A 13,356-nucleotide genomic window follows, 5' to 3' on the forward strand; every position below is an offset into this window, starting at 1 on the left:
TATGCACCCTATTATCAAATTGGTTTCCCAGCGCCTTGCGCTGGGATTCCTGTTGCTGTTTGGCGCTTCGGCCCTGATATTCGGCCTCACCGAAGCCCTGCCCGGAGACGCCGCGCAAGCCGTCCTGGGCCAGTCCGCCACCCCAGAGGCCCTGGCAAACCTTCGAGAGGAAATGGGACTGAATCGCCCGGCTCTGACCCGCTACTTCGAATGGCTGGCAGGTATCGTTCAGGGTGATCTCGGCCAATCTCTGACCAACAAACTGGACATTGCAGACTCCGTCGGCAGCCGTCTGGGCAATACTCTGTTTTTGGCATTCTGGGCCGCTATCGTGTCGGTTCCACTGGCTATCTTTCTGGGCCTGCTGGCCGTGCGTTACCGCAATCGCTGGCCGGACAAGTTGATCTCGGCAATAACTCTGACAACAATCTCAATCCCGGAATTCCTGATCGGCTACGTCCTAGTCTATTTCATCGCGGTGAAGTTGGGAATGTTTTCTCCGCTGGCCATGATCAATGACAGCATGTCGCTTGGTCAAAAACTGAATGCGATTGCCCTGCCCGTCATCGTTCTGACCATGGTTGTTCTGGCGCATATGATGCGAATGACACGTGCGGCGATTTTGAACGTGATGCAGTCTGCCTATGTGGAAACAGCCGAACTGAAGGGTCTGACAAACTTCAAGGTCATTTATCGCCATGCTTTTCCGAACGCAATCGCACCCATCGTAAATGTGGTGATGCTGAACCTGGCATATCTGGTCGTCGGCGTCGTCGTGGTCGAGGTGGTCTTCGTCTATCCAGGCATGGGGCAGTATCTTGTGGACCATGTGACCAAACGTGACGTTCCCGTCGTTCTGGCCTGTGGTGTGATCTTCGCCGCTATCTATATCGGATTGAACATGGTTGCAGACATCGTTGCCATTCTGGCCAACCCAAGGCTGAGGCATCCGAAATGAAGAACATCCCAATCTCTGCAATGATCGGGCTGGCCTTCACAGCCCTGTACTTCTTCATCGCGATCTTCGCACCTCTGCTGGCCCCCTATGGAATGGCCGAAGTCGTAGGCGATGTGTGGGAACCCTCCAGTTCGCAATTCTGGCTGGGTACAGACAATATCGGCCGTGACCTGCTGAGCCGAATGATCTATGGCGGGCGCACTACGATCTTCATCGCGACGGCTGCCACGATTCTCAGTTTTGTGACCGGTTCGATCCTTGGCTTTCTGGCCGCCGTTCTGGGTGGCTGGGCTGATCAGGTCATGTCGCGAACCGTCGATCTGATCATGTCGATCCCGTCTCTGATCACTGCTCTTGTCGTGCTTGCTATGGTACCGGTTACCATTCCTGTACTGATCATCGTCATGGGCCTGCTGGACGCCACGCGCGTTTATCGCCTGGCCCGCGCCGTCGCAGTGGATATCGCCGTAATGGACTATGTCGAAGCCGCAAAGCTGCGGGGTGAAGGCCAAGTCTGGATCATCTTCCGTGAGATCCTGCCTAATGCCCTGTCGCCACTTGTCGCTGAACTGGGCCTTCGGTTCATCTTCATGGTTTTGTTTGTCTCGACCCTGTCGTTCCTGGGCCTGGGCGTTCAGCCGCCACTGGCTGATTGGGGTGGCATTGTGAAGGAAAACAAGGATGGCATCGTCTATGGCATCGGCGCGGCCCTGTACCCTGCTGTCGCCATTGCGACACTCGCCATCTCGGTCAACCTTGTGGCTGACTGGGTCCTGAACCGTACCACATCGCTGAAAGGAGGCCGGGGATGAGTGATACCCTTCTCAAGGTCCGCGACCTCAAAATCGGCGCGACCGTCTATCCGCCGGGTGAGAAACCCCATGACATCGAAATCGTGCACGGGGTCAGCTTTGACCTTGAGCGCGGCAAGGTGCTGGGGCTGATCGGAGAATCCGGTGCCGGTAAATCCACCATCGGTCTGGCCTCGATGGCCTATGGCCGCGGTGGCGTGGAAATCACCGGTGGTGAGGTCTGGGTCAATGGACGGGACATTCTGAAAACGTCCCACGGCGATATCCGCAAACTGCGCGGCGGTGAGGTGACTTACGTCTCGCAATCCGCCGCGGCGTCGTTCAACCCGGCCAAGAAGATCATGGATCAGGTTGTCGAAGCGGCCGTCGAGCAGAAAAAGTTCAGCCGTAAAGAGGCCGAGGGCCGCGCGCGACAGCTTTTCGCCAAATTAGGTTTGCCCGATCCGGATAATATCGGTGATCGCTATCCACACCAGGTCTCAGGTGGTCAGCTACAACGCTGCATGACCGCGCTGGCGCTGTGCCCTGAGCCTGATCTGGTGGTATTTGACGAACCGACTACAGCCCTGGACGTGACCACTCAGATCGATGTTCTGATGGCGATCAAGGAGGCCATTGCCGATACCGGAGTTGCCGCGCTTTACATTACGCACGACCTTGCGGTTGTAGCGCAGGTGAGCGACGACATCATGGTTCTGCGGATGGGGAACACGGTCGAATACGGCAGCACCGATCAGATCATCAACAACCCGCAAGAAGAGTACACGCAAGCGCTGGTCTCAGTCCGTTCGATCGAACACGAAGAGAAACAGCCGACGCCGGAACCGGTGCTGAGCGTCGACGGCATCACGGCACGCTACAAGGGGTTGAACTTCGACGTGCTGCACAACGTCAATGTCGAGCTTCACCCGGGGCAGACGCTGGCGGTTGTGGGCGAATCCGGCTCGGGCAAGTCGACGCTGGCACGGGTCATCACCGGCCTGCTGCCACCGCGTGATGGTGAGATCACCTTTGCCGGGCGCAAGCTCAGTGGCGACCTGAAGGGCCGATCCCGCGAAGACCTGCGCGAGTTGCAGATGATCTATCAGATGGCTGACGTGGCGATGAATCCGCGCCAGACAGTTGGAACGATCATCGGCCGCCCGTTGGAGTTCTACTTCAACATGCGCGGTGGCGAAAAGCGCAAGCGGATCATCGAACTTCTGGACGAGATCGAACTGGGCGAAAAGTTCATGGATCGATATCCGGCGGAACTGTCTGGCGGTCAAAAGCAGCGTGTCTGTATTGCGCGGTCACTGGCAGCCAAGCCCAAGATGATCATCTGTGACGAGGTCACCTCAGCGCTCGACCCGCTGGTGGCAGACGGAATTCTCAAACTGCTGTTGGACCTGCAGAAGATCGAGGATGTGGCGTACCTGTTCATTACCCACGATCTGGCAACGGTCAGGGCGATCTCTGACTCGATTGCCGTAATGTATCAGGGCCGCGTGGTTCGCTATGGTTCCAAGTCGCAGGTGCTGAGTCCGCCGTTTGACGACTATACCGACCTGCTGCTCAGCTCGGTTCCGGAAATGCATCTGGGCTGGCTGGAAGAAGTTGTGGCACATCGCAAAATGGAGAGTGCCGGGAACTAATCCGGTCTTTTCGCGAAAAGCTGATAGAACACTGAAATCCCGGCGCATTGTCTGCAGACACGCGTCGGGATTCTACTATTCAGGGCGCGAACTGGCGGCCTTGAGAATGCGAATCCCCTAGGATCGGCTGAAAGCAAATACTGTCAAAAGGGTCATCACATGGACCGTAAACTACTTCTCATCATTCTGGACGGTGTCCCCTGGCGCAACTTTCGACGCCTGTTCGGCAATCTCGAAGGCTGGGTCGACAGCGGAGAAGCGCAGGTCTGGAAACTACGGGCTGTGATGCCATCTACCTCTGCCAGTTGTTATGCCTCGATTCATACCGGGGTCACGCCGCAGGAACACGGTTGTACAGGAAACGGCAATGTATTTCGTCTGAGCCACAAGGACGTGTTCAGCCAAGTTCGCGAAGCGGGTGGTGTGACGGGTGCTGTCACACACAGCTATTGGTCGCAGTTCTTCAACCGCCATCCATTCGATTACGTGCGTGACATCGAATACGACGAGCCGGACAGCAAAACCATCAACCATGGCCGGTTCCACAGCATGACCGGCTACGGCAAAGACAATCAGATGACACCCAGCGACGTGGACCTGTTTGCCACGCTGACTAACATGTGCCTGCGGTTTGGACTTGATTACGGCATCCTGCACACCTGCACGCTAGACAGCATGGGGCACCGTTTTTACCACGATTGCCAAGAGATGGACCACGCCTGTTTCGTCATGGACGAAATGCTGGCCCCCTTCATCCCACGGTGGCAGGAGTTGGGGTACGAGGTGATCGTAACCGCCGATCACGGACAGGACGAGCGCGGACACCATGGCGGGCGTGGCCCACTGCAACAGGAAACTGCACTGTATTATTTTGGTGATGCGCAAGGTCCTGACGCCGACACCGTGATTGACCAGTTGCAACTGGCCCCCACGATCCTGAAACGCACAGGAGCACCGGTAGCGGATACAATGAAGGCCGCTTCGTTCCTGAGCTGACGTCAAGCGTCAGTCATAAGGCCAGATGCCTTGCCCTAATGCCTCGATTGCAACCGAGATCCTCTCAAAACTGTCTGCGGCCCGTTTGACCGAAGTACGGGCCCGCAGATATCCGTGAATCAACCCTGGCTCGTTTATCCAATGCGACCGCCCCCCTGCGGCGGCGATTTTCTCGCAATAGGCCGGTCCGTCGTCGCGCAGCGGATCGCAATCGGCTGTAAAAACCACTGTTGGCGGCAGACCCGAAAAATCAGAGTCGTGAAGCGGCGCAAAGGTAGGATCATCCTGGGGCACGACATTGCCGCACCGGACTTTTTCGTAGAACTGGATTTCATCAAGGGTCAGCAGCGGAGCGTGCGCATGCTCGATATACGATCCCTTTGATGCATCACCTCCAAGGCCTGGATATATCAGGACTTGGCCCAAAACGTTGTCCAACCGGCCCCGAGAGTACTGCGCGACGGCAGCCGCCAGATTGCCGCCTGCACTGTCGCCAGCCAAAACGACGGGCTCACCGAACTGTTGAACAGACCAGTTAGTTGCGGTCCAACTGTCGTTGAATTGAGCCGGGTGTGTATGTTCCGGACACAGACGGTAATCAACGGCCACAACCCGGTATCCTGTCTGGACACAGATCTCGGCACAAACGTCGTCGTGGCTGTTCAGGCCACCGACGACAAAACCGCCGCCATGGTAATAGACAACAGTCCGTGTGGGATCTCCGGCAGAGTAGACGCGGACAGGCACTCCATCAGCGGACCTGTCCGTTGCTTCCACTCCCGGTGGACGGGGTTGACGAAAATCTTCGCTCATTTCGTCATAAACCCGACGTTGATCTGCGATCGTCAGGTCAACTGCATCGTCAGGATAGCTTTCAGCCGTGCGCCTTATGAACGCCCAGGTTTCCTCGTCGATCAGACGTTCATAGTCCATTGTCCCTCCGAATTATTCAGACCACTCCCAAGGCCGGGTAAACGCACCCAGCACCTTGGAAACATCGTCGTCGGAGGAACCGTTCGCGTCAAGCTGCGCAACGAGTCCACGTTTCTTATCGTCGATCACAGACACAACCCGTGCGGCCACCCCTGCGGTTTCCAGCGCGCCATTATAGATGCGTGTGATCGCCTGTTTGCGCAGCTCCGGCTTGAACACTTTTCCAACGGCAGTTTTCGGCAGCTCGGGCAAGATCGTCATATGCTTGGGCTGTGCAGCGCGCTCGTGAACGTGGACTTTGCAGTATTCCATCAATTCTTTTTCGGTAGCTGATGCACCGTCTACCAATTCAACAAAGGCACAAGGCACCTCGCCCGAATGCGCATCCGGTTGACCAATTGCACCCGCAAAGGCGACTGCGTCATGCCCCAACAGCGCTTCTTCAATTTCGGCCGGGTCGATATTGTGCCCACCGCGGATGATCAGGTCCTTGGCGCGGCCCGTGATCCAGAGATAGCCATCCTCGTCAAAGCGACCCAGGTCACCGGTCCGCAAGTATTTATCGAAATGATAAAGGTTCACGTTCTTGTCCGCTTCGGTATACGTGTTGCCCGCATAGACGCCCGGGTTCGAGATGCATATCTCACCGATCTCGTCCTTCTCGCATTCTTTCGGACCATCAGGGCTATCTTGCAGGATTTTGACGTCCGTATAAGGAAACGGAATGCCAATCGAGCCGATTTTCTTTTCACCGTCCACCGGGTTACACGAGACTAAACATGTTGCCTCGGTCAGGCCATAGCCCTCGACGATGGTCACTCCAGTGGCCTCTTCGAACCGGCGGAACAATTCAACCGGCAACGGGGCCGAGCCCGAAAACGCGGTTTTCACGGATGAAATATCCGCATCCACCGGGCGCTGCATCTTGGCGGAAATAGCGGTCGGAACTGTAATGATAAACGAGACCTTCCAGCGTTCGATCAGCTTCCAGAAGTTGTCAAACACGCCGTCGCCGCGATAGCCGGCCGGTGTCGGGAAGATCACATGCGCACCTGAGGATACCGCAGCCATCACGATCACATGTACCGCAAAAACATGAAACATTGGCAGCGGGCACATGATGACATCGTTTTCGTCAAACAGCAGGGTGTTGCCCAGCCAGCCATTGTAAATCAGTCCGGAATACCTGTGTTGCGCCACCTTCGGCATACCGGTGGTACCTCCGGTATGGAAGTAACAGGCAACACGGTCTTCCTGACTGTCCTCGAAGGTCAGTGTCGTGGGCTGCTTGGCCAGTTCTTTGTTGAAGTTCTTGTAGTCCGCATGAGCCAGGTGTTCCTTGTCGCCCATTTTGGGGCGCAGTAGCGGCACAAGCCACGACTTGGGCGGTGTCAGGTACCGGTTCAGGTCAATTTCCAAGATGGTGTTAACCTTGGGCGCGTGGCGCACTGCTTCCTCGACTTTTTGGGCCACATCTGCTTTGGGGAATGACTTCAGGGTCACCACCACCTTGGCGTTGGTTTCCCGCAAAATGGCTGCGATCTGTTCCGGCTCCAGCAGCGGGTTGATCGGGTTAACGATCCCGGCCACCGCACCACCCATCATCGTGATCAGTGTCTCGTTACAGTTGGGCAGGACATAGGCCACCACGTCCTTTTCCCCTATCCCTAACGACCGAAACAGATTGGCAGCCTGGTTAACTTTGCCCAGCAGTTCAGACCAGGTCAGCGTCTCGGCTTTATCCGTCGGACCGGACAGCAGCTGAAAACTCATGGCCTTGTGGTTCGGGAATTTGCCCGCCGTGCGCGACAGCAATTGATGGAAGGTGACGGCGACGTCTCGATCCTCCCACGGCATCTCCTGTTCGATACGCGCCCTGTCTTCGAATCCCGCAAAGGCCATACGGCTCCTCCCCTTTTTCTCCCGTGTCGCGCACGGGCTGTTGCTTGCCCCCAAGATGGAAGCAAAAGCAAGCTCGTGCAAGCAACGGCTTAGCTCTCGGGTCAGAGAAAATGTAGAATGACGCTGCGGCGGAAAGTGATGTGCCGGAGCGTCACTTTATTCCGCAGCAACACCGTCGGTGAACTGCAGGCGTGCCAGACGCGCATAAAGACCGTCCTGAGACACCAGGTCATCATGCGTTCCCTGAGCGACAACGCTCCCGTTCTCCATCACCACGATGCGGTCCGCCTTTTTCACAGTCGCCAACCTGTGTGCCACAATCAGCGTCGTGCGCCCAGCGCGCATCTTGTCAACCGCACCCTGCACCGCGCGTTCGCTTTCAGCATCCAGTGCCGAGGTCGCCTCGTCCAGCAACAGAACCGGCGCGTCGCGCAGAATTGCACGCGCAATAGCAATTCGCTGCTTCTGGCCACCGGATAACATCACGCCGCGCTCGCCCACGAAACTGTCGTACCCTTCTGGTAAAGCGGCGATAAAGTCATGGGCCGCTGCAGCGCGCGCTGCGGCTTCGACCTCGGCATCGGTCGCGTCCAAACGGCCAAAACGGATGTTTTCACGGGCCGAGGACGCAAAGATCACCGGGTCCTGTGGAACCAGCGCCATATGCTGCCGGAAGTCCGATCGGTCGAGGTCACGCAGATTGATCCCATCCAGGCTGACGTACCCCGCATCCGGGTCATAGAAACGTTGGATCATCTGGATGACCGTCGTTTTACCTGCGCCTGACGGGCCTACAAACGCTACGGTTTCACCCGGTTCGACTGTCAGCGAGAGTTGGTCCAACGCAACCACATCAGGACGTGCCGGATATCGGAACGTGACATCATCGAACCGGATTTCACCGCGAACAGGTTGCGGCAGTGCTTGCGCCCCTGCCGGGTCGGACACTGTGTCTTCAGCGTTCAGCAATTCGATCAACCGTTCCGTCGCGCCAGCCGCGCGCTGAAGCTCGCTCCAGATCTCGGACAGAGCGGCCACGGAACCAGCCATGATAATCGAATAGATCACGAACTGGATCAGAACGCCTTCTGTCATGACGCCGTTGCGAACGTCATTGGCCCCCATCCACAGCACCCCGACGATACCGGAGAAGACCAAAAAGATCACGATTACCGTCAACACAGCCCGTGTCTGGATACGCCGCAGCGACACCACATAGGATGTCTCGGTCATTTCGCCAAACTGCTTTCGGCTGGCTTCCTCATGTGTAAAGGCCTGTACGGTCTGCACTGCGCCCAGCGCCTCGCCTGCATTTCCTGAAGATGCCGCAATCCAATCCTGATTCTCGCGACTGATTCCACGCAAACGGCGCCCCAGGACCAGAATCGGTACAATCACCACCGGAATCAGCAACAAGACAAGACCGGTCAACTTGGCCGATGTCAGAAGCATCAGAACCAGACCACCGACGAACAGAAGCATGTTGCGAAGTGCGATGGATACGGATGAACCCAGCACCGACTGAATCAAGGTTGTATCCGTGGTAATCCGGCTCAGCACCTCACCTGTCATGATACGTTCGTAGAATTCCGGGCTCATGCCGATCACGCGGTCGAAAACAGCCTTGCGGATATCGGCAACCACGCGTTCGCCCAACCGGGTCACCAGCGCATAACGGATACCTGTACCCACAGCCAGGATACCCGCAATCACAAGCGCTGCCAGAAAATACCAATCCAGCAGCTCACCATCCTGAATTCGGAAATTATCGACCACGCGACGCACGGCCAAAGGCAGGGTCAAAGTCATGCTGGCAGTCAGAATCAGCGCAAAAGTCGCGCCCATCATCAACAACCTGTAGGGCTTCATGAATGGCCAAAGCGAGGCCAATACGCCCACTTTCTTAGAGCCCGCTCTTTCTTCGCTGGCCCCCGGTGCGGGTGCGGTTGCTGGACTGGCAGCTGTTTTTCTAGCCATGTCGGGCCCTTGTTTCCTGAACGGTCCTAAGTGAACGCTTCTTGGCCGCAGAGGCATCCGGGGTCAAGCTGCACACACAATTTGGCAGGTTTAAAGGGCCATTTGACGCAGAGAATTCAGAGCTGAACTGGAGCGGGTAGACGGAATCGAACCGACATAGCCTGCTTGGAAGGCAGGGGCTTTACCATTAAGCTATACCCGCTCAGGTCTGGGCTGAGTAGTCCATGCGCTTGCGGTCGTCAAGAAGCGAAATCACCGCTCAACCCGCTTTTCCAAACCAACTGACCCGCACCCCGAAGCAGAGATCACGAATTTGTGTTATCTTGAGGCGGTTCGCGATCCGCCCAGTCTGGGCCTGATTTGGATGCGGGCAGTATTCTCACGGGGGATTTCAAAAATGACTGACTTCGATCTGGGTGTATATAGCCGAAAAATCACGACATCTTCGCCCAAAGCACAGGAGATATTCGATCAGGGGCTTATCTGGCTCTATGGTTACAACCACGAAGCCGCGGCGGCCTGTTTCGATCAGGCGATTACACGAGACCCGCAATGCGGCCTTGCGTATTGGGGCGTCGCTCATGCAATTGGCCCTAATTACAACAAACCTTGGGAGTTCTTTGAACCCGACGAAAAAGTGGAAACACTGAAACGGGCACATCGGGCCATTCAGGATGCAATGGCTCTGCGCGAAGCAGTTACTCCATTGGAGGCCGCGCTGATCGAGGCTTTGTCACACCGTTTTCCAACCGATCCTGAAATCGAAGATTACGGCCCGTGGAACGACGCGTTTTCGGATTCGATGCGCAATGTTTACGCTGAATTCTCGGATGATCTGGACGTGGCAGCGATTTTTGCCGAGTCGTTGATGAATCGCACTCCGTGGCAACTCTGGGATCTAAAACAGGGCGTCCCTGCCGAAGGTGCCTCAACCGTTGAGGCGCTAACAGTTCTTGAGACGGCGTTTGATACCCTGCCCGGCGCCTGGGACCATCCAGGTTTACTGCATATGTATATTCACCTCATGGAGATGTCGCCTACACCGGAAAAGGCGCTGCGGCACGGCGACAGGCTGGTCGATCTGGTGCCAGAAAGCGGCCATCTGGTGCACATGGCCACGCATATCGACGTTTTGTGCGGCGACTATCAGAATGTAGTCTGGCGCAATCACCGCGCAGCCCAAGTGGACAAGAAATACGAGGCCATGGCAGGTGGCGAAAACTTTTACACCGTTTACCGCGTCCACAATGTACATTTCGAGGCTTACGGCGCTATGTTTCTTGGGCAACCCGAAAAGGCTCTGGCCGCCTCGGAAGAACTAATGCGGATGCTACCCGACAACGTGATCCGGTACTTCCCTGACCTGTTCGAATCTTTCTACGGCAAGAAAATCCACGTCATGGTCCGCTTTGGCATGTGGCAGGAGATTCTGGACGAGCCTATGCCGCAGGATGCCGAGCTTTATAGCTACACCACAGCCGCAATTCATCAGGCTCGTGCCGTGGCTCTGGCTAATCTGGGACAGATGGACGCCGCACAAAAGGCGCGTGAGTTGGCCGTCCAAGCCCGCACGGACGTGCCGGAAAGTCGTCTGGTTTTCAATAACACCGCCGAGGATGTTCTGATGATCGGCGAGGCAATGATGGATGGCGAAATTGCCTTCAAATCCGGTGACCGCGAGGGCGGGCTGGCTCATCTGCGCCGCTCGGTCGAACTGGACGACAACCTTGTTTATGATGAACCTTGGGGCTGGATGCAGCCAACCAGACACGCACTCGGTGCTCTTTTGATGGAAGATCAGCGGCTTGACGAAGCCGAAGCGGTCTATCGTGCCGATCTTGGTCTGGACAACACCCTTGCCCGGGCCTGCCAACACCCAGGAAACATCTGGAGCCTTCACGGCCTGCACGAATGCCTGGTACGACGCGGCGAAGAAACCGAGGCGCGACATATCAAGCTGCAACTCGACAAAGCCGCAGCACGTGCGACTGTGCCAATCCATGCGTCCTGTTACTGCCGACGTAAAGCCAAGGCGGCTTGAATTCGCACGCATTGATCAGGCTGAAGATACAAAAGCGCAAGCGAACCTATGCCCTGTGTATGGTCAGTTGTTCCTGCTGATCGGCAAAACTCTGCACGCGGGAACGCCGAAGTTGAACTTTACTTCGGATGTTATTTTCCTGTCATATCTGCGCCCTACACCCGCGGGACGAATCTTTGTTCAGACTATCAGGAGCCATCCATGCAAGACGTAGATCCTACCTCCCTGTCCGCAGACGATTGGGACGAGCTGCACTTTCCCCGCCCCGAAGAAAATGACTTTGACCACGTCGTGGAAAGTGCGATTTCCCGCCGTGGTTTCCTTGGCGGTGTTCTGGCCTTTGGATCCGGCGCTGCGGCAATGGGTGCGGGTCTGATGGGATCGACAGCGGCGCAAGCCGTGACGAATTCTCGTTTTGCCTTCACTCCGATTGCTGCTCAGACCGACGGCACCGTGCACGTGCCAGAAGGATACGAGTGGAAGATGCTGATGCGCTGGGGCGATCCGCTGTTCTCGGACGCCGCGGGCTATGACATTACTGACGGCGGTCAGATCGAGAATTCTGACAAAGTATTTGGTGAAAACACCGACGGGATGGAGACCTTTCCGTTCCAAGGTCACGAACTGATCGCGATCAACCACGAATACCCGAACCGCAAAATCAACCTGCCTGCCGCACAGGAAGGTGTCCCTGCCAGCGCTGACGATGTCCTCAAGCTGCAGAACATTCAGGGCGTGACTGTGATGGAGATCAAGGAAGGCGCTGAAGGCTGGTCGGTTGTCAAAGACAGCCCTTTCAACCGCCGTATTCATCACAACACACCAATGAAGATTGTTGGCCCTGCAGCCGGTCACGACCTGCTGAAAACCAATGCAGATCCGACTGGTGCTTCGTCCTTGGGCACAATGAATAATTGTGGCGCCGGTAAAACACCTTGGGGCACCTATCTGACCTGCGAAGAGAACTTCAATGGGTACTTCGGTTCTACTGACGAGAGTGCCAGCTACGATCAGAAAGTCGCGGATGGCATGAAACGTTACGGCATCAAAGCCGAAAGCTGGAACGGTTACGAACTGTTCGACCCCCGCTTTGACACCTCAAAAAACCCGAACGAGCCGCACCGGGCAGGCTGGATCGTTGAAATCGACCCGACCAAACCGGACAGCACTCCTGTCAAGCACACTGGTCTGGGTCGCTTCAAGCACGAAAACGCCGAAGTGGCTCTGGCAACAGATGGTCGCGTGGTTGTTTACATGGGCGACGATGAGCGGGGCGAATACCTGTACAAGTTCGTCTCGAACGGCAGCTACCAACCGGGCGTTGAGACAGAGGGCCTGTTGAATGATGGCACGCTTTATGTCGCCAAATTCAACGACGACATGACCGGTCAGTGGCTGCCTCTGACGCCTGAAACCACTGGCATGGAGTCGGTCGAAATCCTGATCTTCACGCGTATGGCCGCATCGGCTGCAGGCGGCACCACCATGGACCGCCCGGAATGGGTGGCGTCGAGCCCCGTTGCGGTCGAGGCTTATTGCTGCCTGACCAACAACAAGAACCGTGGCGTCAAGCCGAATGCAGGCGGCGATGACACTTCGGCCAATGGCCCCAACCCGCGCGATGCCAACAAGTACGGCCAAATCGTGCGCTGGCGTCCGGTAAACGAGGATCACGCCGCAGATAGGTTCGACTGGGATCTCTACGTCATGGCAGGCAACCCGACCGTGCATTCCGATGACCGCGCCGGTTCGCCCAATGTGAATGAGGGCAACCTGTTCAACTCGCCAGACGGCATGGCTATCGACTCGACCGGGCTGGTCTGGATTCAGACAGACGGCAATGACGACAACGAAGAAGACTTTGCAGGCAACGGCAACAACCAAATGCTGGTTGGCGATCCGGTAACCGGTGACATCGTGCGCTTCATGACGGGCCCGAACGGCAGCGAAGTCACCGGTCTGGCCTGGTCCACTGACCGCCGCACCATGTTTGTCGGCATCCAGCATCCCGGCAGCAACTGGCCGGATGGCGGCACCCCGCGGTCATCCGTGATTGCCATCAAACGGGAAGACAACGGTTTGGTCGGCTAAATATTGTAGCAA

General features: G+C 56.6%; 9 protein-coding genes and 1 tRNA gene. 6 read left to right on the plus strand and 4 right to left on the minus strand.

Annotated features, from left to right (window positions below; translation table 11 throughout):
• Position 1: 1 nt before the first annotated feature.
• From AC2TCY_RS15020 to AC2TCY_RS15035, 4 genes are all read left to right on the plus strand, one after another.
• Complete coding sequence (locus tag AC2TCY_RS15020; protein WP_480848533.1) at positions 2-958, plus strand: ABC transporter permease; 957 nt, start codon at positions 2-4, stop codon at positions 956-958.
• Positions 955-1,770, plus strand: a complete 816-nt coding sequence (locus tag AC2TCY_RS15025) for an ABC transporter permease (RefSeq protein ID WP_480848534.1) — start codon at positions 955-957, stop codon at positions 1,768-1,770. Before AC2TCY_RS15020 ends, AC2TCY_RS15025 begins: the two co-directional genes overlap by 4 nt.
• Positions 1,767-3,404, plus strand: coding sequence for an ABC transporter ATP-binding protein (locus AC2TCY_RS15030; RefSeq protein WP_480848536.1), 1,638 nt, complete (start codon positions 1,767-1,769; stop codon positions 3,402-3,404). Before AC2TCY_RS15025 ends, AC2TCY_RS15030 begins: the two co-directional genes overlap by 4 nt.
• 159 nt (positions 3,405-3,563) lie before the next feature.
• Entirely contained in the window at positions 3,564-4,400 is an 837-nt protein-coding gene (locus AC2TCY_RS15035) for an alkaline phosphatase family protein (RefSeq protein WP_480848538.1), read from the plus strand.
• Positions 4,401-4,409: 9 nt separating this feature from the next.
• Here AC2TCY_RS15035 and AC2TCY_RS15040 read toward each other — a convergent pair whose 3' ends face one another.
• The 4 genes from AC2TCY_RS15040 to AC2TCY_RS15055 all read right to left on the minus strand — a co-directional run bounded on the left by AC2TCY_RS15040 (position 4,410) and on the right by AC2TCY_RS15055 (position 9,414).
• A complete protein-coding gene (locus AC2TCY_RS15040) occupies positions 4,410-5,333 on the minus strand; it encodes an alpha/beta hydrolase (protein WP_480848540.1) in 924 nt (307 codons plus the stop codon).
• 12 nt (positions 5,334-5,345) lie between these two features.
• Positions 5,346-7,235 (minus strand): acyl-CoA synthetase, encoded by a 1,890-nt coding sequence (locus AC2TCY_RS15045; RefSeq protein ID WP_480848541.1) that lies wholly within the window; start codon positions 7,233-7,235, stop codon positions 5,346-5,348.
• Between the two features lie 156 nt (positions 7,236-7,391).
• Positions 7,392-9,212: an ABC transporter transmembrane domain-containing protein gene (locus AC2TCY_RS15050; protein ID WP_480848543.1), complete on the minus strand. Its 1,821-nt coding sequence runs from the start codon at positions 9,210-9,212 to the stop codon at positions 7,392-7,394.
• Between the two features lie 128 nt (positions 9,213-9,340).
• Positions 9,341-9,414, minus strand: a tRNA-Gly gene (locus tag AC2TCY_RS15055).
• A gap of 195 nt (positions 9,415-9,609) precedes the next feature.
• Between AC2TCY_RS15055 and AC2TCY_RS15060 the strand changes: the two genes are divergently transcribed.
• Positions 9,610-11,253: a hypothetical protein gene (locus AC2TCY_RS15060; protein WP_480848545.1), complete on the plus strand. Its 1,644-nt coding sequence runs from the start codon at positions 9,610-9,612 to the stop codon at positions 11,251-11,253.
• A gap of 201 nt (positions 11,254-11,454) precedes the next feature.
• Positions 11,455-13,344: a PhoX family protein gene (locus AC2TCY_RS15065; protein ID WP_480848547.1), complete on the plus strand. Its 1,890-nt coding sequence runs from the start codon at positions 11,455-11,457 to the stop codon at positions 13,342-13,344.
• The last annotated feature ends 12 nt before the right edge of the window (positions 13,345-13,356 follow it).

The organism is Ruegeria sp. HKCCD7181 (genome assembly GCF_057221055.1).

Bases quoted from the DNA above. Each gene is read 5' to 3' on its own strand.
- AC2TCY_RS15020 (WP_480848533.1), top strand. From the start codon at position 2: ATGCACCCTATTATCAAATTGGTTTCCCAGCGCCTTGCGCTGGGATTC.
- AC2TCY_RS15025 (WP_480848534.1), top strand. From the start codon at position 955: ATGAAGAACATCCCAATCTCTGCAATGATCGGGCTGGCCTTCACAGCC.
- AC2TCY_RS15030 (WP_480848536.1), top strand. From the start codon at position 1,767: ATGAGTGATACCCTTCTCAAGGTCCGCGACCTCAAAATCGGCGCGACC.
- AC2TCY_RS15035 (WP_480848538.1), top strand. From the start codon at position 3,564: ATGGACCGTAAACTACTTCTCATCATTCTGGACGGTGTCCCCTGGCGC.
- AC2TCY_RS15040 (WP_480848540.1), bottom strand. From the start codon at position 5,333: ATGGACTATGAACGTCTGATCGACGAGGAAACCTGGGCGTTCATAAGG.
- AC2TCY_RS15045 (WP_480848541.1), bottom strand. From the start codon at position 7,235: ATGGCCTTTGCGGGATTCGAAGACAGGGCGCGTATCGAACAGGAGATG.
- AC2TCY_RS15050 (WP_480848543.1), bottom strand. From the start codon at position 9,212: ATGGCTAGAAAAACAGCTGCCAGTCCAGCAACCGCACCCGCACCGGGG.
- AC2TCY_RS15060 (WP_480848545.1), top strand. From the start codon at position 9,610: ATGACTGACTTCGATCTGGGTGTATATAGCCGAAAAATCACGACATCT.
- AC2TCY_RS15065 (WP_480848547.1), top strand. From the start codon at position 11,455: ATGCAAGACGTAGATCCTACCTCCCTGTCCGCAGACGATTGGGACGAG.